The following is a 21,594-nucleotide window of genomic DNA, read 5'->3' on the forward strand; positions in this document are numbered from 1 at the left end:
GAGATCGTCTACGCGCTCGGCGAGGAGGGCCGTCTCGTCGCCCGCGATTCGACCAGCACCTATCCCGAGGCGGCGGCGAAGCTGCCGGATGTGGGTTACATGCGAGCGCTGTCGCCCGAGGGTGTCCTGTCGGTCAATCCGACCGGAATCCTGGCGCTGCAGGGCAGCGGCCCGAAAGAAGCGGTCGACGTGCTGAAGAAATCGAGCGTGCCTTTCATCGAGGTGCCGGACCACTTCAACCATGAGGGCATCCTCGAAAAGATCCGCATCGTCGGCAAGGCGCTGGGCGTCGAAGCCAAGGCCGAGAAGCTGGCTATCGAGACGGACGCAAAGCTGACGGCGGCGGAAAAGCGGACGGCCTCGATCAAGGAGCGCAAGCGCGTGCTGTTCGTGCTGTCGACGCAAGGCGGCAAGATCCTTGCCGCCGGCAGCGACACAGCGGCCGACGGCATCATCAAGCTTGGCGGCGCGGTCAACGCGGTCGAGGGCTTTTCCGGCTACAAGGGGATGACGGATGAGGCGATCGTCAGCGCCAAGCCGGATGTCGTCCTGACGATGAAAGGCGGCGGACCGCCGATCTCGGAAGGCGAGCTGTTCGCCAATCCCGCCATCGCCTCGACCCCGGCAGGCACGAACCGCAAGATGATCAGCATGGATGGCGGCTACCTGCTCGGCTTCGGCCCGCGCACGGCGGAGGCGATCCACGATCTCGCTGTTTCGCTCTACGGCAACCAGGTCACGGACTGAGCGGCGATGGCCGAACAGTCGATAGCAGGCGCGCCGGGCCGGGCGATGGCGGCCCAGGGCGATCGTTCGGCGCGGGCAAGGGTCGTCATCGCGCTTTTGTGCCTGGCGCTGGCCCTCTCGGTGTTCCTGTCGCTGACGTCGGGCGCTTCGGATGCGTCCGCCGTTCGCGTCATTCGCGACTGGTTCACCGGGGCCGTGCCGGCGGATGCGGCGCTTGCCGCGCGCGACCAGCTGATCGTCTATGACATTCGCATGCCGCGCGTGCTGCTCGGCGTGCTGATCGGCGCCGCGCTCGCCGTCTGCGGCGCGGTGATGCAGGGGCTGTTCCGCAATCCGCTTGCCGATCCCGGCCTGATCGGCGTTTCCGCCGGCGCCAGCCTCGGCGCTGTGGCGGTCATCGTGCTCGGCACCACATGGTTTGCGCCCTTCACGCTCGCGTTGGGCACGCTTGCGCTGCCGCTCGCGGCGTTTTTCGGCGGGCTCGCGGTGACGTTGCTGCTTTACGCCATCGCCACGCGCCAGGGACGGACCTCGGTCGCCACGATGCTGCTTGCCGGCATCGCCGTCAGCGCCCTTGCCATGGCGCTGACAGGCGTCCTGATCTTCATGGCCGACGACCGGCAGCTGCGCGACCTGACTTTCTGGCAGCTCGGCTCGCTCGCCGGCGCGACATGGCCGAAGATCGGCACCGTCGGGCCGGTGATCATCCTGGCGCTGGCCGCGATGCCATTCCTGTCGCGCGGCCTCAACGCGCTGGCGCTGGGCGAGGCGACCGCAGGCCATCTCGGCATCCCGGTGCAGCGGTTGAAATACATAGCGATAGTCGCGGTGTCTGCGGCTGTCGGCTCTTCGGTCGCGGTCAGCGGCGGCATCGGTTTCATCGGCATCGTCGTGCCGCATGTCCTGCGACTGGCGATCGGGCCGGACAACCGGTATCTGCTACCGGCCTCGGCGCTGCTCGGCGCATCGCTGCTGCTTATCGCCGACGCGGTCGCCCGCACCGTTGTCGCGCCGGCCGAGCTGCCGATCGGGATCGTCACGGCGGTCGCCGGCGCGCCGTTCTTCCTGTGGATACTGCTGCGCAAGCGCGGCGTCATTGATCTGTGAGCCTGCCATGATCGAAGCGCGCGACATCTCGGTGGCGATCGGCGGCAGGCGTATCGTCTCGCATGTCGACTTCGCGGCGCAGCCCGGCGCGGTTTCGGCCATCGTCGGACCGAACGGATCCGGCAAGACGACTTTGCTCAAGGCGCTGACCGGCGAGTTCGCCTATACCGGCACCGTCACCCTCAACGGCCGCGACCTGTCGGCCATGAAGCCGGTCGAGGCGGCAACGCTGCGCGCGGTGCTGCCGCAGGCCACGGCGCTGTCCTTCCCGTTCACCGTGCGCGAGATCGTGCGCCTCGGCCTGATCGGTGGGCGCTCGGGCGTGCTGCCCGGCGAGGATGCACGGCTACCGGAGCGGGCGCTGGCGCGTGTCGACCTCGACGGCTTTGCCGGCCGCTTCTACCAGGAGCTTTCCGGCGGCGAACAGCAGCGCGTGCAGCTTGCCCGCGTGCTCTGCCAGGTCTGGGCGCCGGTGCTGGAAGGGCGGCCGCGCTATCTCTTCCTCGACGAGCCGGTCTCCAGCCTCGACGTCAAGCACCAGCTCATCATCATGAACATCGCCCGCGATTTCGCACGGCGCGGCGGCGGCGTGGTGGCGATCCTGCACGACCTCAATCTGACGGCGATGTATGCCGACCGGATTTTCGTGCTCTCTCGTGGCCAGCTGGCGGCAGCCGGTTCGCCAACGGACGTGCTCAATGACGAGCTGATCGAGAAGGTGTTCGACTGCAGGCTGAAGGTCGGCGCGCTGCCCGAAGGAAGCGTGCCGTTCGTGTTGCCGCAGTCCGCCGCCTAGGCTGCAGGCACGCGCTGCTCCAGCAGGTCGATGCCGAGCAGGTGGCGCACATTCGGGCGCGCGGCGATCAGATCGGCGATCGTGTAGCGGGAAAGCACGGCGAAGAAGGCGTTGAGCGCCTCGCGCAGCGCCGAATTCAGGGCGCAGCTGTCGACCAGCGGGCATTCGGCGGCGTCGTTCTCGAAGCATTCGGCCATGGCGAAGCTCTCTTCGGTGACGCGCACGACATCGAACAGGCTGATCTGCTCGGCCGGGCGGCCGAGCCTGACACCGCCATTCCTGCCGCGCACGGTTTCGACGAGGCCGGCCTCGACCAGCGGCTGCAGGATCTTGAACAGGAAGAGTTCCGACACCGAATAGGCGGCGGCGATCTCGGGGATGCGGCTCAGCCTGTCGGTATTTGCGGCGCAATACATCAGGATGCGCATCGCATAATTGGTCTGGCGCGTGAGCCGCATGCTATCCTCGCGAAAATATTAGCTTAAGGCCGAATATGGCCCATAGTTTGGAACAATTCCAGACTGGACTGGCACATAGCTGAATAATCGTGTCAACTTTTTGTGCGGGCCGGCGCCGATGGCGGCCCGATTTGCCCTCCTGTGCTTCGGGCGAGCGTTTCGCGGGCGCAGGCATAAGCGCGTCGCGCTGAAGCGGATTCAGGCGACGCGCGTTAAGTCTTTGTTTTTATGCATGTCGTTTTCCCAAAACCGCTGCGCACTTTTGGGCGACATGCACTAGATAGAGGCGGGTGCAAACAGGAAACGGCCTTTTCATGTCTCAATCAGCTCCGGCTCTCGCGCCGGCTCGATTCGACGCCGACGCGCAGGCAAAGCTCTCGGCGCTGCGGCGGACCAAATTCATCGCCGCGGCCGCGCTTGCGCTGTGCATCCTCGTCTTCGCGCTGGCGAAGTCCTTCCAGGCGACCTATCCGTGGCTCGGCTTCGTCGCCGCTTTCGCCGAGGCGGCGACCATAGGCGGCATCGCCGACTGGTATGCCGTGGTGGCGCTGTTCAGGCGGCCGCTCGGGCTGCCGATCCCACACACCGCCATCATTCCGGAGAACCAGCACCGCATCGCCGACAATCTCGGCCGCTTCATCGAGGCCAATTTCCTGGCGCCGGAGCCGGTGCGCGAAAAGCTCGCCGAGGTGGACTTCGCCGCCTTGGTCGCCGACTGGCTGGCCGATGCCGAGCGTGCCGCCGGCCTGTCGCGATTCGTCGCGCGGCTGGTGCCGCAGACATTGACGGCGGTGGAGCAATCCGGGCTGCGCGACTTCGTCACCAGCCGCATGCTGGAGCAGATCGAAAAGGTGCCGCTGGCACCTTTGGCCGCCGACCTTCTGTCGGCGCTGACCGACGATCGCCGCCACCAGAAGCTGTTCGATGAATTCACGCGGGTGGTTGGACGTTTCCTCAACGACGAGCAGGCGCTGGCGACGATGCGCGAGAAAATCCGCGAGGAATTGCCGTCGCTGTTCAACCTGTTTCGCGCCGATGCCTATCTCTTGAAGAAGATCGTCGCTTCGGCGGGTTCACTGCTGGATGAGGTCAGGGCCGATCCCGACCACCCGATGCGTGCCGAATTCGACCGCTTCGCGCTGGGCTTCATCGAGCGGCTCAGGACCTCGAAGCAATATGCAAGGCGCGCTGAGAAGCTGAAGCGCGATTTTCTCGGCCGCCCGGAGGTGAGGGCGCTGGCCGGCGATGCCTGGGCGAGCCTGCGCCTGTTCATCGAGCAGGATGTCAATGCGCCGAGTTCGACGATCCGCGAGCACCTCGCCAACATGTTTGTCGAGGCCGGCAGGCATCTGGCCGCGGAAGCACAGATCAGGGCCGACATGAACCAGGGCTTCGTCGTGGCGCTGGCCTCGTTTGTCGAGAGCCAGAAAAGCGGCGTGTCGACATTCATCGCCGACCAGGTCAAGCGCTGGGACCTGGCGCAGCTGACTCGGCTAATCGAAACGAATATCGGCAAGGACCTGCAATATATCCGCTTCAACGGCATGATCATCGGCGGGCTTGCCGGGCTGGCGTTGTATACGGCGGAGCGGCTGTTTCTGGTCAATTGACGCCGGCCGGACGCGCACTATTCTCCCTCTGGGATGCCGCAAGGGCAGCAAAACGGGAGGCAAGGCATGGCAAAGCAACCGGAATCCGACTCGTTCCTCGACATGTTCAGCAGGTTCGGCCGCGACCTGAAACTGCCGAATGTCGATGTCCAGGCGATCCTCGATCATCATCGCAAGAACCTCGAAGCCCTGGAGAAGTCGGCGAGGGCAGGCGCGGCCGGCGCCTCCTCGGTGCTGGCAAGGCAGCATGAGATGGTGCAGAATGCCATCAACGAGGTCACGCGGATGGCGCAGAACTACCAGGCGCCGGGCAACCCGCAGGACCTGATGAGCAAACAGGCTGAATTTGCCCGCAAGTCGTTCGAGACGACGCTGAAGAACGCCAGCGAAGTGGCTGACCTTGTACGGAAATCCAGCATCGAATCGGTCGAGATCCTGCGCGACCGGATCAGGGACGCGATGGCGGAAATCCGAGCCGGCTACGAAAAGAAATAGGTTGTCCGGCGGTTTCGAGCCCATCATAGACCGACATGCGATGCAACCGGCGCAGGCGCTCGAGCGTTCTGGCCTGCCCTAAAAGCATCAACTCTACCGGCGAAAATCGCGGGCGGCGAATTGACAGAGGCTGCCGCTTCATGGTCGGGAGACAGGCAAGAGTGACGGGAAAGCCGGAATGACCGAACCACGGCGGAGAACGCCGCCGACTTTTGAACAGTTGCGCACAATGTCCGGGCAGGAGCTCGGCGTGTCCGATTGGACGACGGTCGACCAGCGGCGCATCGACCAGTTCGCCGAGTGCACGGGCGACCATCAGTGGATCCATGTCGATCCCGAGCGGGCAAAGCGGCAGAGCCCGTTCCGCACCACGATCGCGCATGGCTATCTGACCCTGTCGATCATCGGCGCGCTGGCGCTGGAGATGGGCATCGTGCCCGAAAACACCCAAGCCGCCTTCAACTACGGCTTCGACAAGGTGCGCTTTCTGGCGCCGGTCAAGGTTGGGGCGCGCATCAGGCTGCGCACCACGCTGCTGTCCATGGAGGATCGCGGCCCCGGCCAGTATCTGATGAAGGCCGCCAACACCGTTGAGATCGAAGGCGAGCAGAAGCCGGCGCTGACCGCCGAGACGCTGGTGATGATGTATGAGCGCCGCAAACGGGCAGGCGCTTAGAGGCCGTTTCGAAATTCGCTCCGGCGGCCATCTGGCGGCATTTTCTGCGCTTCCAGTGCTCACGGACGCAGAGTCCGCTCCGCTCCGGTTCTCGAAACCGCCACCATATGACTCGCCAGAGCGAATTTCGAAACAGCCTCTCGGCCATAGTCATCCATGATAGCCAAGGCAGATCGCGCCTAGCGCGACAACGCCGCAGGCCGCAATGCGCTTCGGCGTCAGCGTCTCGCCTAGGAAAAGCCGTCCGATCAGCACCGCGAAAACCACGCTCGTCTCGCGGATGGCCGTGATCGGACCGGCCGGCCCGAGCGCGAAGGCCGCAACCACGGCGCCGTAGGCAATCAGGGCGAAAATCCCGCCGCCAAGCGCCTTCAGCGCGTCCGGCGAACGAAGATCCACCGTGAGCTTGCCGCGGCAGATGATGAAGGTGGCCGGCAGCAGCACGCCGTAGATCAACAGCACCCAGGCCGTGTAGGCGCCCGAGCTTCCCGCCGAGCGGACACCGATGGAATCGACCGTCGCATAGGCCGCGATGATCACGCCGGTCGCCAGGGCATAGAGGATTGATTTAGTCGCCGCGCGCCCTTTGCCAAGGGAAAGGCTCATGATGCCGAGCGCGGCGAGGACGACGCCAAGGGTCTGAAGCGTGCTCAGGCGCTCGCCGGCCAGAACGAAACCACCGACCGTCACCAGGAGCGGCACAGAGCCGCGAACGATCGGGTAGACCTGTCCCAATTCACCGTAGCGATAGGCCGCCACGAGAAAGAAGCTGTAGCCGACCTGAAGGCAGGCCGAGAGAACGATATAGGGCCAGGCCGACGCCGCCGGCAGGCGATGGAAGAGCGCCAGCGGAACGGCGGCTATCGTTGCCGAGAAGCTCATGACCGTGACGGTCCACAGCCTGTCGTTGCCGGTTCGCAGGAAGGCATTCCAGCTGGCGTGCAGGATCGCGGCGAACAGTGCCAGGCCGATGACCGTCGCGCTCATTGCGGCCTCCCCGGCGCGGCGAGGATGGCCATTGCCGCCTTGCGGGCGTCGCGAATGGCGGAGTCTGGCTGCCCCATCCGGGCCATCAGCGTCGCGCCTTCGATCAGCATCAGCAGGGCAGCGGAAACGCTATCGGCTTCGTCGGTGGGCATCATCTCTTCGAGGATCAGCCGCATCCGGCGCTTGAGGCCGTTCTTCTGCCTGACGGCGGCCTGAAACACCGGGTGCGCCGGATCGCCGAACTCGGCCAGGGCATGCGCGAACAGACAGCCGTGGAAGTCGGCGCTGTGGAACCAGCGACCGTACCAGTCGAAGATCATGCCGATTTTCCGTTCCGGCGTGGCCGCCTGTTCGGCGAGACGGTCGAGTTGACGCTCGAAGCGCCCCGCACGGTAGGCAAGGACCTCGACCATCAAATCGTCCTTGCTGGGAAAGTGCCGGTACATGGTCATCTTGGCCACGCCGGCTTCGGCGATGATGCGGTCGATGCCGGTGGCGTGGAAGCCTATGCGCTTGAACAACACATAGGCGGTTTCAACGATGTGCTGGCGCTTGTCGGTTCTGGCCGGTTCCATGATAGCAGCAGCAGTGAGACAGGTCTGTCTATTTATGCTTACGCCACGAGGCCTGTCAATTACCGGTTGACCGGAGGCGGGAGGCAAGCGCGACCGGCATCCGGCTTTGAGCCCCGCAAGATCGCTTGGGCAACCGATGTCGCGCCTACGCGGCTTTGCGGCGGGATGCGGCCATCGCTTTGTCCAGCGCCCTGAAAATGCGCTGATCTTCGCATTGCGCTACGTTGAAGCGCATGAAGCGGCCGGCGGTGTGCGACAGGCTGAAGGCATTGCCTGGCGCCAGCACGACATTGTCCGACAGCGCATGGCGCGCCACTTCCGCCGCGTCGATGCCGTCGGGCAGGCGGCACCAGAGGAACATGCCGGCCGGCTGGTCGATCCAGGGCGTGATGCCCATCGCCTTCAGCCTGCCGGCGGTCTCGGCCATGGCGCGCGACAGGCGCGAGCGCAACTGCTCGACATGCTTGCGGTAGCTGCCGTCCTTCAACAAGGTCAACACCAGGTCGGCCGACAGCCGCGCACCGCCGAATGTCGTGGCGATCTTGAGATCGGTCAGGCCTTCCATCCAATCGGGGGGCGCCGCGATGAAGCCGCAGCGCACCGAGGCCGACAGGGTTTTTGAGAAGGAACCAATCTGGACGACGCGCTGCAACCCGTCGAAGGCCGCGAGCCTCGGGGCAGCGCTGTGCTCGAAGTCGGCGAAGATATCGTCCTCGACGATGGTGAGATCCGCCTGGTCGGCGAGTTTCAGCAACCGATGCGCGGTGACCGGCGACAGGATCGCGCCGGTCGGGTTGTGGATGCCGGAATTGGTGATGTAGAGGCGCGGCCGATGCTCGGCGAGCGCCGCGGCGAAAAGCTCGATGTCCGGCCCGGAAGGCGTACAGGGTACGCCGACCACCTTGGCTTGGTGGGCGCGCAGCAGGGCGTGGAAGTTGAAATAGCAGGGATCATCGACCAGCACGGCATCGCCAGGCTCGATCAGAAAGCGGCACAGAAGGTCGATGGCCTGGGTGCCGCAGTCGGTCAGCATGATCTGGTCGGGCGAGGCTTCCACGCCATGCTCGGCCATGCGCCGCGCCAGCAATTGGCGCAGCGGCGGCAGGCCAAGCGGGGTGCCGTAATCGGCGAGCACCACGTCGTCCGCGCGGGCCGCGCTGCGCAGCGCACGGCGCAAGGCGACCTGCGGCATCCAGGACGCCGGCAGCCAGCCGCAGCCAGGCTTCAGCATCTCCTCGCCTGCTTCCAGCGATTGCCGCGACACCCAGAGCGGGTCGACGGCGCGGTCAAGCCGAGGGCCGATCTCGGCGAGCGACAATGGCGCAAGCTGGCCGGCTGCGTAGAAACCCGAGCCCGGGCGCGAACGGATCGTGCCTTCCGCGGCGAGGCGCTCATATGCTTCGACCACGGTCGACTTCGAAACCTGCATGGATCTGGCCATGGCCCGTATCGACGGCAGGCGGGCTCCGGGCGTCAGCGTGCGCGCCGCGATCCGCTGGCGGATTGCCGCCATGACGGTTTCGACGAGGGTGGCGCCGCTGGCATTTGGGCCTGATAGGTCCATCTGTACTTCCCTGCCGACCATTACAGTTTTGTGGAATTGTACTCCATTGTCTCTGGCGACACCATGGCCCGCGCCGGTAGGGAAGCGCAAACGGAGCAGATCATGGAAAAGAGTTTCGACGGCTGGCTCAGCGGCTTCATCGGGGTGCTGATCTTCAGCGGATCGCTGCCGGCGACGCGGCTGGCGGTGATGGATTTCGACCCGACCTTCCTGACGGCGGCACGGGCGGCGATCGCGGGTCTGCTTGGGATCGCGATGCTGCTGCTGTTCCGCGAGAAACGTCCGGAGCGAGGGGATCTGGTCTCGCTTATTGTGGTCGCGCTGGGCGTCGTGGTCGGCTTCCCGTTGCTGACGGCGCTGGCGTTGAAGCATGTCACTTCGGCGCATTCGATCATCTTTGTCGGCCTGCTGCCGCTGGCGACCGCGATCTTCGGCGTTCTGCGCGGCGGCGACCATCCGCGCCCGGCCTTCTGGCTGTTCTCGTGCCTGGGAAGCGCTTTGGTCGCCGGCTTTGCTCTGGCGCAAGGCGTGAGCGCCTCGCCCGTCGGCGACAGCCTGATGCTCGGCGCCATCATCGTCTGCGGGCTGGGCTACGCCGAAGGGGCCAAGCTGTCGCGCAAGCTCGGCGGCTGGCAGGTGATCTGCTGGGCGCTGGCGCTGTCGCTGCCGGTCATGCTGGCGTTGAGCTTCGCGACGCTGCCGCCATCCTTCGCGGCCATCGGTTCCAGCGCCTGGATCGGGCTCGGCTATGTCTCGCTGTTCAGCATGCTGATCGGCTTCGTGTTCTGGTATCGCGGCCTGGCGCAAGGCGGCATCGCCGCCGTCGGGCAGCTGCAGCTTCTGCAGCCCTTCTTCGGCCTCGCGCTGGCGGCGAGCCTGCTGCACGAAAAGGTCAGCCCGATGATGGTGGCCGTCACGCTCGGCGTCGTGGCCTGCGTGTTCGGGGCGAAGAAGTTTGCGCGGTAGACGCCTACTGATTTGCTTTGACGCAATTCCGGACGGAAAACCGTTTCACACTTTTCCTGGAATTGCTCAGAACTTCGTCACGACCCCGATGCCAATGCCCTCGAAGCCGCCCATCGCCATCAGGGCGGCGGGCGCTTCCTCGAGGCTGATCCTCTTGCCGACCAGGAGTTCGGGCTTGAGCTTGCCGGTGCGGATCATCTCCATCATCGCGGAGTAGCGGTAGGCCTGCATGCCGTGGCTGCCGAGGATTTCGAGCTCGAAGGCGATCACCTTGTCCATCGGCACCTGCGGACGGGCATGCTCGCCCAGCATCAGCCCGACCTGAACGTGGCGACCGCGCCGGCGCAGGTTCGAGATCGAGTTGAAGGATGTGGTCGGGTGCCCGAGCGCGTCCATCGACATATGCGCGCCACCATTGGTGATCTGCTTGACGGCCTTGACCACATTCGGCGTTGTCGAGGCGTTGATGGTTGCCACCGCGCCGATCTTCTTCGCGAATTCCAGCTTCTCGTCCGTGAGGTCGATGGCAATCACATTGGCGCCCATGGCGCTGGCGATCATGATCGCCGACAGGCCGACGCCGCCGCAGCCATGCACGGCCACCCATTCGCCGGGCGTCACCCGGCCCTGGTCGACGATGGCGCGAAACGAGGTAACGAAGCGGCAGCCGAGACTGGCCGCGGTGGCGTATTCCATCGCGTCGGGCAGGCGCACGAGATTGGTGTCGGCATGCTCGATGCCGACATATTCGGCGAACGAGCCCCAGCCGGTGAAGCCCGGCTGCGTCTGGTGCTCGCAGACCTGATGGTTGCCGGAGGTGCATTCGAAGCAGCGGCCGCAACCGACGGCGAAGGGAACCGTCACACGGTCGCCGGCCTTCCAGCGGGTGACCTGCTTGCCGGCGGCGACGACGACGCCGGCAAGCTCGTGTCCGGGAACATGCGGCAAGGTGATGCCGTCGTCATGGCCCATCCAGCCATGCCAGTCGCTGCGGCAAAGCCCGGTCGCCTCCACCTTGATGACGACGCCGTCTTGGGCGGGCTTTGGATCCGGCACGGTCTGAATGGTCGGCGTCTCACCGAATTTTTCGAAGACAACGGCTTTCATAGGATTGCTTCCATATGTCTCAGTTCAAATGACAGGCGGCTGGACGACGATCCGAACTAAGGTGGCAACAGTGGTTGGTCTAGAAGAGGCTGCCGCTTGCGAACCCATTCATCGGCCTCGGCATCCCATGGCCAAACGCCGGAGGTTGTTGGAAAAATTAGCTGCATGATCCGGAAATCCGGCCCGTCGTAGAACCAGATATCCCAACCGAAATATTCGGGATAGTGGTCCGGGTGGACCGCACCGAACTGACAGTCGAAGCCACCTCCCAGGAAACCCGACGCCCGCTCTCCGATGCGGAACCTCTCGCCGCCGCGCACGCGTCTGCAGTACTCATTGATGATGGTCATCGAAAGCTCCGGTTTGAGCCCGATGACGGCCAATTCAGGGACGCCAAAATTGTGCTCTATCCCGACCGAGTATGCGAATGGCGGATTCTCGTCCTCCTCCAGCACATAGAGGATATGACACCCGTACTCGTCGATGTCGGCCAGTGCCTTGGCCTCCTCGGCGTCTTTGGCTTCCCTATTCGGCATCGATCTGGTTCTGCGGCGCTGCCTTCTGGAACGCCGGCAGCGCCATGCAGGCGGCGTTGATGCGCGCGATCACCGGATAGGGCGCCATGTCGACGCCGAAGCGGGCGTTGTTGGTGACCTGGGCGGCGAGGCAGATGTCGGCGAGGCCCGGCGTGTCGCCGTGGCAGAAGGCGCCGGTCTCGGGCGAGGAGGCGAGAATCTTTTCAAGCGGCTGGAAGCCTTCGTTCACCCAATGCCGGAACCAGTTGACGACGTCCTCGTCACCGGCGCCGAACAAAGTGCGCAGCGAGGTCAGCACGCGTAGATTGTTCACGGGGTGGATATCGCAGGCGATCATCTGCGCCAGCATCCGCACGCGGGCGCGTCCCAGCGCATCCTTCGGCAGCAGCGGCGGGTTAGGCTCAATCTCGTCGAGATATTCGATGATCGCCAGCGACTGGGTCAAAAGCCGGCCGTTATCCAGCACCAGCGCCGGCACCAGCCCTTGCGGGTTGACCGCGAGATAGGCGGGCTCGAGATGCTCGCCATGGCGCAGATGATGCGGCACATAGGTGTAGTCCAGCCCCTTCATCGCCAGCGCAATTCGTACCCGGTAGGAGGTGGAGGAGCGGTAGTAGTTGTGGAGGACGAGGTCGCTCATCGCCTCGGCTGTCCGATGGTTACCTCGATCGTGCCGATGCCGTCGACCCCGCCGGTGATCCTGTCTCCGGCCTGAACCGGACCGACGCCGGCCGGCGTGCCGGTGAAGATCAGGTCGCCCGGCTTAAGCTCCACCGCCTCGCTGCAGATGGAGACGATATCGGCGATCGGCCAGATCAGCTCGGCAAGGTCGCCGTCCTGTTTTACCGCGCCGTTGACGGCGAGCCAGATGCGGCCTTTGTCCGGATGTCCTGATTTCGCGGCCGGAACCAGCGGACCGCAAGGCGCAGACTGGTCGAAGGCTTTCGACCAGTCCCAGGGACGCGCCGCTTTCTTCGCCTGATCCTGCAGGTCGCGGCGGGTCAGGTCGACGCCGACGCCATAGCCCCAGACATGAGCGAGCGCATCCGCGCGGGGCACGTGAAGGCCTCCCTTGCCGACCGCGACCACCAGTTCGATCTCGTGATGCAGGTTCGAGGTCAGCGGCGGATAGGGGATATCGGCGCCGCTGTCGACCACCGCATCCGCCGGCTTGGTGAAGAAGAAGGGCGGATCGCGCTCGTCGTTGCCGAGCTCGCGCGCATGCGCCGCATAGTTGCGGCCGACGCAGAAGATGCGGCGCACGGCAAACCGTTCCGCCGAGCCGGCAATAGCGACCGAGGCGGTTGCTGGCGGCGGAAGGACGAATTCTGGCATGGGCTGTCTCTGTGTTGGCATGAATCATGCGCACCTTCGGCCGATTTCGGCGGCCGGGCAAGACTGAGGACGCTCACGCGCACATCGGCCTGTCGTTTCAACGATAATGTCCTGTACCATTGGGGCCCTGTACCATTGGGCCCCTGTACCATTGGGCGATATACTATTTGCCAATAATCTGGCCATGGTCACCGGACTATCCTGTACCGGCCGAAACCGAACCGATGCCTGAACCCGTGCAATGAGCTCCGTCAGCGACCGCGCCCGCTTCCTGATCATCGACGACCACCCGCTGTTTCGCGAGGCGCTGCACAGCGCCGTGCAGATGGCCTATCCGGACGTCGACACGGTCGAGGCGCGCTCGATCACGGAGGCGATCGAACTCCTCGCCGACGCCAAGCCGTTCGATCTCGCGCTGCTCGATTTGAGCATGCCCGACGTGCATGGCTTCGAAGGGCTGTTGCAGCTCAGAACCCGCTACCCGCGGCTGCCGGTGGTGATCGTGTCAGGCTATGAGGAGCCGAAGATCATCTCCGAGGCGCTGTCCTACGGCGCGGCCGGCTTCATCCCGAAATCGGCGCGCAAGAGCGACCTCGCCGCCGCCATCCGCTCCGTGATGGACGGCGCGGTCTATGTGCCGGAAAATTATGAGGGCCAGCCGCCCGACCCCGACAGCACCGACCGCGCCGACATGGTGCAGCGCCTGGCCAGGCTGACACCGCAGCAGCTGAGGGTGCTGCAGATGCTGCGCCAGGGCATGCTCAACAAGCAGATCGCCTACGAGTTGCAGGTCGGCGAGACGACGGTGAAAGCGCATGTCTCGGAGATCCTCCGCAAGCTCAATGTCTACAGCCGCACGCAAGCGGTGATCGAGGTGTCGAAGCTCGACAATGCGGAGCTGTTTCGGGATCAGGCTGGGTTTTGAGGGGCGGTTCTAAGCCAGCAGATGCGCCAGCAGCGCGCGCAACTGCGCCGGCTTGAGCGGCTTGCGCATCAACTCGATTCCCGCGGCGCGGGCCGCCTTGGCGACGAGCTCTGACCCATCGGCGGTGACGATCAGCGCCGGCACTGGACGGCCGAGATAGTCGCGCACTTCGGCGATCGTCGCGGTGCCGAGGTCGCCGCCGTCGAGATGCTGGTCGGCGATGATGATGTCGGGCACCCAGTCGGTGTCGCCCAGAAGATCGAGCGCGTCGTCGGTCGAGGTCGCGGCGCGCACCAGGCACAGCCAGCGTTCGAGCAGCGAGGTCATGGCGGAGAGCACGTCGGCGTCGTTCTCGACCAGCAGGACCTTGGTGCCGAAGAGGCCGTAACCGCGCCGACGGTCCATGTCGGCGATGCCCGTCGCCGGTTCGGCGGCCGCCATGCCGATCGGCACGTCGATGTGGAAGATGGTGCCGCGCCCGACCCTCGAGGAAAAGGTGACGGGGTGGCCCAGCGCGGCCGCCATGCGGCGCACAATGGCGAGGCCTAGCCCCAGCCCGCCGGCCAACCCGCCGTCGGCAAGCGTCGAGGTGCCGCGGTGGAACTCCTCGAACACCGCTTCGCGCTGGTCCTCGGCAATGCCGCAGCCGGTGTCGGCGACGTCGATGCGGATGGTGTCGCCGCGATGCCTGGTGCCGACCAGCACGCCGCCGGAGCGGGTGTAGCGCAGAGCGTTGGAGAGGATGTTCTGCAGGATGCGGCGCAGCAGTGTGCGGTCGGAGCGCACCACGACGTTGACCGGCCGGAATTTCAGCGACAGGCCTTTTTTCTCAGCCTCGGGCTGGAAATCCGAGCGCAGCGAGGAAAACAGCGTCTCCAGGCTGACGTCGCCGATTTCGGGCTGCACCACGCCGGCGTCGAGCTTGGAGATGTCGAGCAGCGTGCGCAAGAGGTCTTCCATCGTCTCCAGCGAGCGCTCGACCTGGCGCACCAGCTTCCTGCCTTCCTCGCTGGTCTGGACCTCGGCCAGCGCCGAGACCGACAAATGCGCGGCGTTGAGCGGCTGCAGCACGTCGTGGCTGGCGGCGGCGAGAAACCTGGTCTTGGAGAGGTTCGCCAGTTCGGCGTTTTCCTTCGCCGCGCTGAGCTCGATGTTCGATTGCTCGAGCCGGCGCAGCGTCGCGTGCAATTCCTCGGTGCGGTTGCGCACCCGGTTTTCCAGCGAGATGGCGGTCTGGAACAGCGAGAAGGCATTGCCCTGCTGGTCCATGGAGCGCTCGACGCGGCTGACAAGCGCCGCGTTGATCTTCTTCAGCCTGTCGACGTCGTCGATGTCGCGAAGCGGCATCTCGTTCACTCGGCCGCCTGGCGCTCGCCGAAGGCGATGCCGGTGAAGGTCTGGTTGAGATGCATCGAGCGGTACTGCTCGCCATAGGTGCCGAAACCGATGACGTTGTTGGTCCGATAGAGCTCGGAAATGTCGCGGAAGACCTGGCGGTTGCGCGCATCGAGCCGGCGCAGCACGCAGTCGAAGCCCAGGATCATGTCTATCCCGCCGAGCTTGTGCTCGACATCCTCGAAAGCGGTGCGCGTCGATTCCACCATGTTCTTCGGCTGGGCGATGGAAAGCACGATGCCGTCGTCGATGGCGCAGAAGAAGGACAGCGAGCCGTCAGGATGCATGCGCTGGATCGATCGGCAATAATATTCGCCGCCGACCTTCACCACGACGGGGTGCGAGGCAAAGCTCAGCGGCGTCAGCGTCTGCGGCAGGATGCCGACGGAGGTTGCGTATTCCTCGGCCGCGTTGGCGGCGTTGAATTCGCGCACGATGCGATGGTCGGGGTCGGACGCCGTCACCACCAGCTTCTCGTCGGTCGGGATGAAATTGTCGGTCTTGAAGACGTGGAAAGGAATTTCGGTCGCAACCAGCACGATGACGGCGCTGTCGGAGGCGACCCTGCCATTGGCCATCAGCCTGGTCGTCTCGAATTTGAGGTCGTCGCCGGCCGAGCCGCCGATCAGCGGGACGTCGTCCAGTCCCCAGTGGATGGCCGAGGTCACCGCTTCCTCGGCATAGGACAGCCCGTCGATGAAACAGAGCGCGAAAATCTGCTTGGAGCGGTCTTGGCCGATGCGCTCGCGCAGCAGGCGCCGCAACGCCGCGACCTCGTCGGTGATGCTGTCCATGCCAGACGAGGAGAGGTTCTCGACCATGGTGGAGACGGTTGAAAACGACGTCGAAGGAAGGAGCAGGGCAAGGATATGCCCTTCCTCCAGTCCCTGCGGCGTGATCTCGCCGGCGGTCGAGCAGCCGGCATAGGCGAGCGACGGCGCGTATATCTTCAGCGCCTGCGCCAGCGCCGCCGCGTCGACCAGGCCTTGGGAGAAGAACAGAAGCGCGAAGCCGGCATCGACGATCGCCGCTTCTGCGGCGATGGCCCGGGCAAAGGCATTCGGGTCGGGCTCATCCGTGGTGAGCGCCGATAGGCCCGATGCATAGCGCGTGCTCGAACTGGCCAGCTGCCTTCTCCGCAATTCCTCCGACGCGGTTTATGGGTGTCTTTTCTATGCGTGCCAGGCACGCTCCGCATCGAGGGCATCTTTGCCCTCAATCCCTGATTTGGCAATGGGGCCGGTTGCTGCGCTGCACATAGCTTTTGCCATGATCGAAAGTACAATGGAACCGGCGCTGGCAGCGCTGTTTTGCGCGTTGTACGGTGCGCGAATGGTACTGCCGAAGCACAGCACGGCATCGGCAGGGTGAGGACCAAGGTTAATACCCAGGGAGGTTGCATGTCGGACGTGTCCTTGACTGTGAATGGGAAACGGGTCAGCGGGAGCGCCGAAGACCGAACGCTGCTGGTGCATTTCCTGCGGGAGCATCTGGGCCTCACCGGAACGCATGTCGGTTGCGATACGTCGCAATGCGGCGCCTGCGTGGTGCATGTCGACGGCCGGGCGGTGAAATCCTGCACAATGCTGGCCGTTCAGGCCTCAGGCTCGACCATTGTCACCATCGAAGGGCTGGCCGACGGCGCCGGGCTGCATCCGGTCCAGGCCGCGTTCAAGGAGCATCACGGCCTGCAATGCGGCTTCTGCACGCCAGGCATGATCATGACGGCGACCGACATGATCGCGCGCCATCCGGAGGGCCTGGACGAGGCGACGGTACGCGCCGAGCTCGAAGGCAACATCTGCCGCTGCACGGGCTACCACAACATCGTGAAGGCGATCCTCGCCGCATCGGAGACGATGGCGAAGGGCGCCAAGGGCAAGGCGAAGCAGGCAGCGTGAGGATCGAGCGAGTAGCGAATAGTGAGTAGCGAATAGTCGGTATTTTTTCGGCCGCTCTGCGCTCCACCAATTCACTACTCGCTATTCGCTACTCGCTACTCGTCGCTACTCACTACTCGCTATTTTCGGGAGGAATTTCCTAATGGGTATCGAAGGCGTCGGCGCCCGCGTGGCGCGCAAGGAAGACAAGAGGTTCATCACCGGCGGCGGCCGTTATGTCGACGACATGGTGGTGCCCGGCATGAAGCATGCCGTGTTCGTGCGCAGCCCGCACGCGCATGCGCAGATCAAGAAGATCGACGTGAAGAAGGCGCAAGCGATGCCAGGCGTCGTCGGCGTGCTCACCGGCAAGGAGCTCAAGGCCGACGGCATCGGCAATCTGATCTGCGGCTGGATGATCCACTCCAAGGACGGCACGCCGATGAAGATGGGCGCCTGGTCGCCGCTTGCGGTCGACAAGGTGCGCTATGTCGGTGACGCCGTCGTCATCGTCGTCGCCGACACCAAGGGCCAGGCGCGCGACGCGGCGGAAGCGGTCGAGATCACCTACAAGGAAATGAAGGCGGTGGTCGAGGCGACCAAGGCCATCCAGCCCGGCGCGCCGCAGGTCCATGCCGAAGCGGAGAACAACCTGATCTTCGACTGGGAGCTCGGCGACGGCAAGGCGACCGACGCGGCGATCAAGTCGGCGGCCCATGTCACGCGCATGAAGATCGTGAACAACCGGCTGGTGCCGAATGCGATGGAGCCGCGCGCGGCCCTCGGGCATTACGACAAGGCGGAGGACCACTATACCTGTTGGACGACGTCGCAGAACCCGCATGTCGCGCGGCTGGTGATGAGCGCCTTCTACAACGTCGCGCCGGAAAACAAGCTGCGAGTCATCGCGCCCGATGTCGGCGGCGGCTTCGGTTCCAAGATCTACATCTATCCGGAAGAGATCGTCTGCCTGTGGGCCTCGAAGAAGACCGGCGTCCCGGTCAAATGGGTGGCCGACCGCACCGAAAGCTTCCTGGCGGACGCGCATGGCCGCGACCATGTCTCGACGGTGGAGATGGCCTTCGACAAGGACAACCGCATCACTGCCCTGAAGGTCGACACGATAGCCAATCTCGGCGCCTACATGTCGCTGTTCTCGTCCTGCGTGCCGACCTATCTCTATGCCACGCTCTTGTCGGGCCAGTACAACATCCCGGCGATCCACGCCAATGTGCGCGCTGTCTACACCAATACCGCGCCCGTCGATGCCTATCGCGGGGCAGGGCGGCCGGAGGCCACCTACGTGCTCGAGCGGATGATGGAGACTGCGGCGCGCGAGCTTGGCGTGTCGCCGGCGGAACTCAGACGCCGGAACTTCATCACGTCCTTCCCGCATCAGACGCCGGTGATCATGGCCTATGACGCGGGCGATTATAACGCATCGCTCGATGCGGCGATGAAGGCAGCCGACTATGCCGGCTTTACCAGGCGCAAGGCGGATGCGGCCAAGCAGGGCAAGCTGCGCGGCATCGGCATGAGCTGCTACATCGAGGCCTGTGGCCTGGCGCCGTCATCGGCGGTCGGCTCGCTCGGCGCCGGCGTCGGCCTCTGGGAATCGGCGGAGGTGCGGGTCAATGCCGTCGGCACGATCGAGGTGCTGACAGGCTCGCACAGCCATGGCCAGGGCCATGAAACGACCTTTGCGCAACTGGTCACCCAGCGCTTCGGCGTGCCGATCGACTCGGTCTCGATCGTGCATGGCGACACCGACAAGGTGCAGATGGGCATGGGCACTTACGGCTCGCGTTCCGGCGCTGTCGGCATGTCGGCCATCGTCAAGGCGCTCGACAAGGTCGAGGCCAAGGCCAAGAAGATCGCCGCACATCTGCTGGAAGCGGACGAGGGCGACATCGTCATCGAGAATGGCGAGGTCAAGGTCGCTGGCACCGACAAGAGCCTGCCCTGGTTCCAGGTGGCGCTTGCCTCCTACACCGCCCATAATTTGCCGGCGGGCATGGAGCCGGGCTTGAAGGAAACGGCCTTCTACGATCCGTCCAACTTCACATTCCCGGCCGGCTGCTACATCTGCGAGGTCGAGATCGATCCGGAGACCGGGCTGACCGAAATCATCCAGTTCGTCGCGGCCGACGATTTCGGCAACATCATCAATCCGATGATCGTCGAAGGGCAGGTGCATGGCGGCATCGCGCAAGGCGTCGGCCAGGCGTTGCTGGAGGGCGCGCATTACGACGCCAGCGGGCAGCTTCTGACGGCAAGCTACATGGATTACACCATGCCGCGCGCGGGCGACCTGCCGTCTTTCAAGGTCTCGACCTCGAACACGCCATGCCCGGGCAATCCGCTCGGCGTCAAGGGCTGCGGCGAGGCCGGCGCCATCGGCTCGCCGCCGGCGGTCATCAACGCCATCACCGACGCGCTCGGCGTCGTCGACATTCCCATGCCGGCATCGCCCGCGACGGTGTGGGCTACCATCCGCGCGACGAAGCACTGAGGAGGAACGAGCATGTATTCGGTCAATTACCATCGCGCTTCTTCCGTCGCTGACGCCGCCAAGCTGCTGAAGAACGGCGACGCCAAGCTGCTCTCCGGCGGCATGACGCTGATCCCGGCCATGAAGACGCGGCTCGCGGCGCCTTCCGACCTCGTCGATGTCTCGCGGCTGAAGGAACTGCAGGGCGTCAAGGTGTCCGGCAAGACGGTCACCATCGGGGCCGCGACGACACATTACGACGTCTCCATCGACGAGAAGCTGAAGAGAGTGTGCCCGGCGCTTGCGCATATGGCATCGCTGATCGGCGATCCGGCGGTGCGCCACAAAGGCACGCTCGGCGGCTCGATCGCCAACAACGACCCGGCGGCCGACTATCCGGCGGCTTTGCTGGCACTGGGCGCGACGATCATCACCAACAAGCGCGAGATCGCGGCGGACAAATTCTTCAAGGGCCTGTTCGAGACGGCGCTGAAGGAAGGCGAGATCGTCACGGCGGTGAGCTTCACCGCGCCGGCCAAGGCGGCCTACCAGAAGTTCCGCAACCCGGCTTCGCGCTACGCCATCGTCGGCGTGTTCGTGAGCAAGGGCAAGGACGGGGTAAGGGCGGCGGTGACCGGCGCCGGCGAGGACGGTGTCTTCCGCTCGAAGGAGGTCGAGGCCGCCCTGGCGAAGAGCTTCGACGCCGCGGCGCTTGACGGCCTCAAAGTGCCGGCGAAAGGGCTGATGAGCGACCTTCATGCCTCCGCCGAGTACCGCGCCAATCTGATCGCGGTGATGGCCAAGCGCGCGGTGGCCGCCGCCAACGCCTGAACAGCGCCCGCCGCAGGTGAAAGAAGGGGCCATTTCGGCCCCTTTTTCTTGACCAAAACAAGGTTTGACCGGAATCACCGGTCAAAATGCAGCTTCGCACTTGCACAAAGTTATCCCGCACCGCGCTGGCGAGTTATTACATCGTCGAGAAACCGGCTCGCGGCTGGCTCAACCGCAACTGGTGAGGTCAGGCCTTGCCGTTCTTTCGGGCGGCGAGGTATCGGCGAAGCCCGGTTTCGCCGCGCGGCGTCGTCCAGCGATGGTTCCAGGCGAAGGCGGACCTGAGCAGCGGCGCCAGGAATTTGAGGATCGGCCTCTCGACCGTGACCTGCCAGACCAGATCGACATGCGTGCCGGCCCCTGACGGCGACAGTTCGGCCCGCCACAGCCCATCGAAATCGCCGAAGGTTTTTACCACCACCAGCCGGCCGGGTATGAGCTCCGCGGCCTCGATGATGAAGTTCAGCTCATAGGGCAGGGCGCCGCGCGCTCGTGCCCTGGCGCGGGCGCCGACGACGCCCTTGCCCTTCTTGTCGAGCGGCTCCACCTCCTTATAGGCATCGCCCCACCAGAGCGGCAGCAACTGGGCGTCCGACAGCACATCCCACACTTCCTGGGGTGTGCCTTCAGGGATGTCCCAGCTTTCGTCGAAGCGGAAGACATTGCTCGCCATGATGTCGCGCCCCAGCCAGCCGAGCGGTTATATTAGCTTCGGCTTGTTCTTCTGGCCAGCAGCGTTCGAAGCGTGTTCAGGCGGCGATCGGCTTTGCCCAATAGCGCACCGACTTCTTGCCGCCATGGATTACCGCGTCGCCGACCTCGGCGAAACCGAGCGCGGCGTGGAAGGCATCGGAAGCCGGGTTGGGCGGATCGGCATTGACCTCGCAGGTTACCATCGTGTGGCCGGCGCGCCGGGCCTGCTCGAACAGATCCTCATAAAGGCGGCGGGCGTGGCCGCGGCCGCGCGCCGCCGCGGCGACCACCACGCGGTCGACATAGACGAAGCGCGGATAGCGCTCGCGAAACCAGAGGAAGTTCGGGCTGTCGTAATCTGCGTCCTGGTCGAAGCATAGGATGAAGGCCTCGAGCGCACCGATGCGGCGGGTGGAGAAA

General features: G+C 64.8%; 23 protein-coding genes. 11 read left to right on the forward strand and 12 right to left on the reverse strand.

Annotation, left to right across the window (positions count from 1 at the left end; genetic code table 11):
- The 3 genes from EOA23_RS16530 to EOA23_RS16540 form a co-directional block, all read left to right on the forward strand.
- The coding region (locus EOA23_RS16530) for a hemin ABC transporter substrate-binding protein (RefSeq protein ID WP_145966431.1) at window positions 1-747 on the forward strand (747 nt) is incomplete at its 5' end.
- Window positions 748-753: 6 nt separating this feature from the next.
- Complete coding sequence (locus EOA23_RS16535) at window positions 754-1,854, forward strand: iron ABC transporter permease (protein ID WP_127304917.1); 1,101 nt, start codon at window positions 754-756, stop codon at window positions 1,852-1,854.
- A 7-nt stretch (window positions 1,855-1,861) separates the two neighbouring features.
- The gene (locus tag EOA23_RS16540; RefSeq protein ID WP_127304918.1) at window positions 1,862-2,650 is read left to right on the forward strand and encodes a heme ABC transporter ATP-binding protein; all 789 of its coding nucleotides are present in this window, start codon (window positions 1,862-1,864) and stop codon (window positions 2,648-2,650) included.
- Here the strand turns inward: EOA23_RS16540 and rirA are convergent.
- Window positions 2,647-3,108, reverse strand: coding sequence for an iron-responsive transcriptional regulator RirA (gene rirA / locus EOA23_RS16545; protein ID WP_127304919.1), 462 nt, complete (start codon window positions 3,106-3,108; stop codon window positions 2,647-2,649). The genes EOA23_RS16540 and rirA overlap by 4 nt on opposite strands.
- A gap of 314 nt (window positions 3,109-3,422) precedes the next feature.
- Here rirA and EOA23_RS16550 point away from each other — a divergent pair, with 314 nt between their 5' ends.
- The 3 genes from EOA23_RS16550 (at window position 3,423) to EOA23_RS16560 (ending at window position 5,889) form a co-directional block, all read left to right on the forward strand.
- Window positions 3,423-4,718 (forward strand): DUF445 domain-containing protein, encoded by a 1,296-nt coding sequence (locus EOA23_RS16550; RefSeq protein ID WP_127304920.1) that lies wholly within the window; start codon window positions 3,423-3,425, stop codon window positions 4,716-4,718.
- 66 nt (window positions 4,719-4,784) lie between these two features.
- A complete protein-coding gene (gene phaP, locus EOA23_RS16555) occupies window positions 4,785-5,213 on the forward strand; it encodes a TIGR01841 family phasin (protein WP_127304921.1) in 429 nt (142 codons plus the stop codon).
- A gap of 178 nt (window positions 5,214-5,391) precedes the next feature.
- A complete protein-coding gene (locus EOA23_RS16560) occupies window positions 5,392-5,889 on the forward strand; it encodes a MaoC family dehydratase (protein WP_127304922.1) in 498 nt (165 codons plus the stop codon).
- Window positions 5,890-6,039: 150 nt separating this feature from the next.
- Here the strand turns inward: EOA23_RS16560 and EOA23_RS16565 are convergent, their stop codons facing one another.
- The 3 genes from EOA23_RS16565 to EOA23_RS16575 form a co-directional block, all read right to left on the reverse strand.
- Window positions 6,040-6,876 carry a DMT family transporter gene (locus tag EOA23_RS16565; protein WP_127304923.1) on the reverse strand — a complete coding sequence of 279 codons (837 nt, stop codon included), beginning with the start codon at window positions 6,874-6,876 and terminating at the stop codon, window positions 6,040-6,042.
- Window positions 6,873-7,451, reverse strand: coding sequence for a TetR/AcrR family transcriptional regulator (locus tag EOA23_RS16570; RefSeq protein ID WP_127304935.1), 579 nt, complete (start codon window positions 7,449-7,451; stop codon window positions 6,873-6,875). The genes EOA23_RS16565 and EOA23_RS16570 overlap by 4 nt, the downstream gene beginning before the upstream one ends.
- A 145-nt stretch (window positions 7,452-7,596) precedes the next feature.
- On the reverse strand, window positions 7,597-9,015 hold the full coding sequence (locus tag EOA23_RS16575; protein ID WP_127304924.1) for a PLP-dependent aminotransferase family protein: 1,419 nt from the start codon (window positions 9,013-9,015) through the stop codon (window positions 7,597-7,599).
- A 102-nt stretch (window positions 9,016-9,117) separates the two neighbouring features.
- Between EOA23_RS16575 and EOA23_RS16580 the strand changes: the two genes are divergently transcribed.
- On the forward strand, window positions 9,118-9,981 hold the full coding sequence (locus EOA23_RS16580) for a DMT family transporter (protein ID WP_127304925.1): 864 nt from the start codon (window positions 9,118-9,120) through the stop codon (window positions 9,979-9,981).
- A 66-nt stretch (window positions 9,982-10,047) separates the two neighbouring features.
- Here the strand turns inward: EOA23_RS16580 and EOA23_RS16585 are convergent, their stop codons facing one another.
- Genes EOA23_RS16585 through EOA23_RS16600 form a run of 4 tightly spaced genes read right to left on the reverse strand, consistent with a single transcriptional unit; the run spans window position 10,048 to window position 12,959 of the window.
- Window positions 10,048-11,088 (reverse strand): zinc-dependent alcohol dehydrogenase family protein, encoded by a 1,041-nt coding sequence (locus EOA23_RS16585; protein ID WP_127304926.1) that lies wholly within the window; start codon window positions 11,086-11,088, stop codon window positions 10,048-10,050.
- A gap of 56 nt (window positions 11,089-11,144) precedes the next feature.
- Window positions 11,145-11,624: a DUF4262 domain-containing protein gene (locus EOA23_RS16590; protein WP_126060342.1), complete on the reverse strand. Its 480-nt coding sequence runs from the start codon at window positions 11,622-11,624 to the stop codon at window positions 11,145-11,147.
- Complete coding sequence (gene maiA, locus EOA23_RS16595; protein ID WP_126060343.1) at window positions 11,614-12,264, reverse strand: maleylacetoacetate isomerase; 651 nt, start codon at window positions 12,262-12,264, stop codon at window positions 11,614-11,616. The genes EOA23_RS16590 and maiA overlap by 11 nt, the downstream gene beginning before the upstream one ends.
- Complete coding sequence (locus tag EOA23_RS16600) at window positions 12,261-12,959, reverse strand: fumarylacetoacetate hydrolase family protein (RefSeq protein ID WP_127304927.1); 699 nt, start codon at window positions 12,957-12,959, stop codon at window positions 12,261-12,263. Before EOA23_RS16600 ends, maiA begins: the two co-directional genes overlap by 4 nt.
- 241 nt (window positions 12,960-13,200) lie before the next feature.
- Here EOA23_RS16600 and EOA23_RS16605 point away from each other — a divergent pair, with 241 nt between their 5' ends.
- Window positions 13,201-13,884, forward strand: coding sequence for a response regulator transcription factor (locus EOA23_RS16605; RefSeq protein ID WP_127304928.1), 684 nt, complete (start codon window positions 13,201-13,203; stop codon window positions 13,882-13,884).
- Window positions 13,885-13,893: 9 nt separating this feature from the next.
- On the opposite strand, the gene EOA23_RS16610 is transcribed toward EOA23_RS16605, so the two are convergent.
- Window positions 13,894-15,231: a hybrid sensor histidine kinase/response regulator gene (locus tag EOA23_RS16610; protein ID WP_127304936.1), complete on the reverse strand. Its 1,338-nt coding sequence runs from the start codon at window positions 15,229-15,231 to the stop codon at window positions 13,894-13,896.
- A 5-nt stretch (window positions 15,232-15,236) separates the two neighbouring features.
- Window positions 15,237-16,421, reverse strand: coding sequence for an FIST N-terminal domain-containing protein (locus EOA23_RS16615; protein WP_127304929.1), 1,185 nt, complete (start codon window positions 16,419-16,421; stop codon window positions 15,237-15,239).
- Window positions 16,422-16,679: 258 nt separating this feature from the next.
- Between EOA23_RS16615 and EOA23_RS16620 the strand changes: the two genes are divergently transcribed.
- The 3 genes from EOA23_RS16620 to EOA23_RS16630 all read left to right on the forward strand — a co-directional run bounded on the left by EOA23_RS16620 (window position 16,680) and on the right by EOA23_RS16630 (window position 20,481).
- Window positions 16,680-17,180: a (2Fe-2S)-binding protein gene (locus tag EOA23_RS16620; RefSeq protein WP_127304930.1), complete on the forward strand. Its 501-nt coding sequence runs from the start codon at window positions 16,680-16,682 to the stop codon at window positions 17,178-17,180.
- A gap of 142 nt (window positions 17,181-17,322) precedes the next feature.
- Window positions 17,323-19,671: a xanthine dehydrogenase family protein molybdopterin-binding subunit gene (locus EOA23_RS16625; RefSeq protein WP_127304931.1), complete on the forward strand. Its 2,349-nt coding sequence runs from the start codon at window positions 17,323-17,325 to the stop codon at window positions 19,669-19,671.
- Between the two features lie 12 nt (window positions 19,672-19,683).
- The gene (locus tag EOA23_RS16630; RefSeq protein WP_127304932.1) at window positions 19,684-20,481 is read left to right on the forward strand and encodes a xanthine dehydrogenase family protein subunit M; all 798 of its coding nucleotides are present in this window, start codon (window positions 19,684-19,686) and stop codon (window positions 20,479-20,481) included.
- A 187-nt stretch (window positions 20,482-20,668) separates the two neighbouring features.
- Here the strand turns inward: EOA23_RS16630 and EOA23_RS16635 are convergent, their stop codons facing one another.
- Both EOA23_RS16635 and EOA23_RS16640 read right to left on the reverse strand, forming a co-directional pair.
- Entirely contained in the window at window positions 20,669-21,154 is a 486-nt protein-coding gene (locus EOA23_RS16635; protein ID WP_127304933.1) for an SRPBCC family protein, read from the reverse strand.
- Between the two features lie 76 nt (window positions 21,155-21,230).
- Window positions 21,231-21,594, reverse strand: a 364-nt coding sequence (locus EOA23_RS16640; protein WP_127304934.1) for a GNAT family N-acetyltransferase, incomplete at its 5' end; no start/stop codon positions are given.

The sequence above is a fragment of the Mesorhizobium sp. M2A.F.Ca.ET.042.01.1.1 genome (genome assembly GCF_003997405.1).
Classification (GTDB): Bacteria; Pseudomonadota; Alphaproteobacteria; order Rhizobiales; family Rhizobiaceae; genus Mesorhizobium.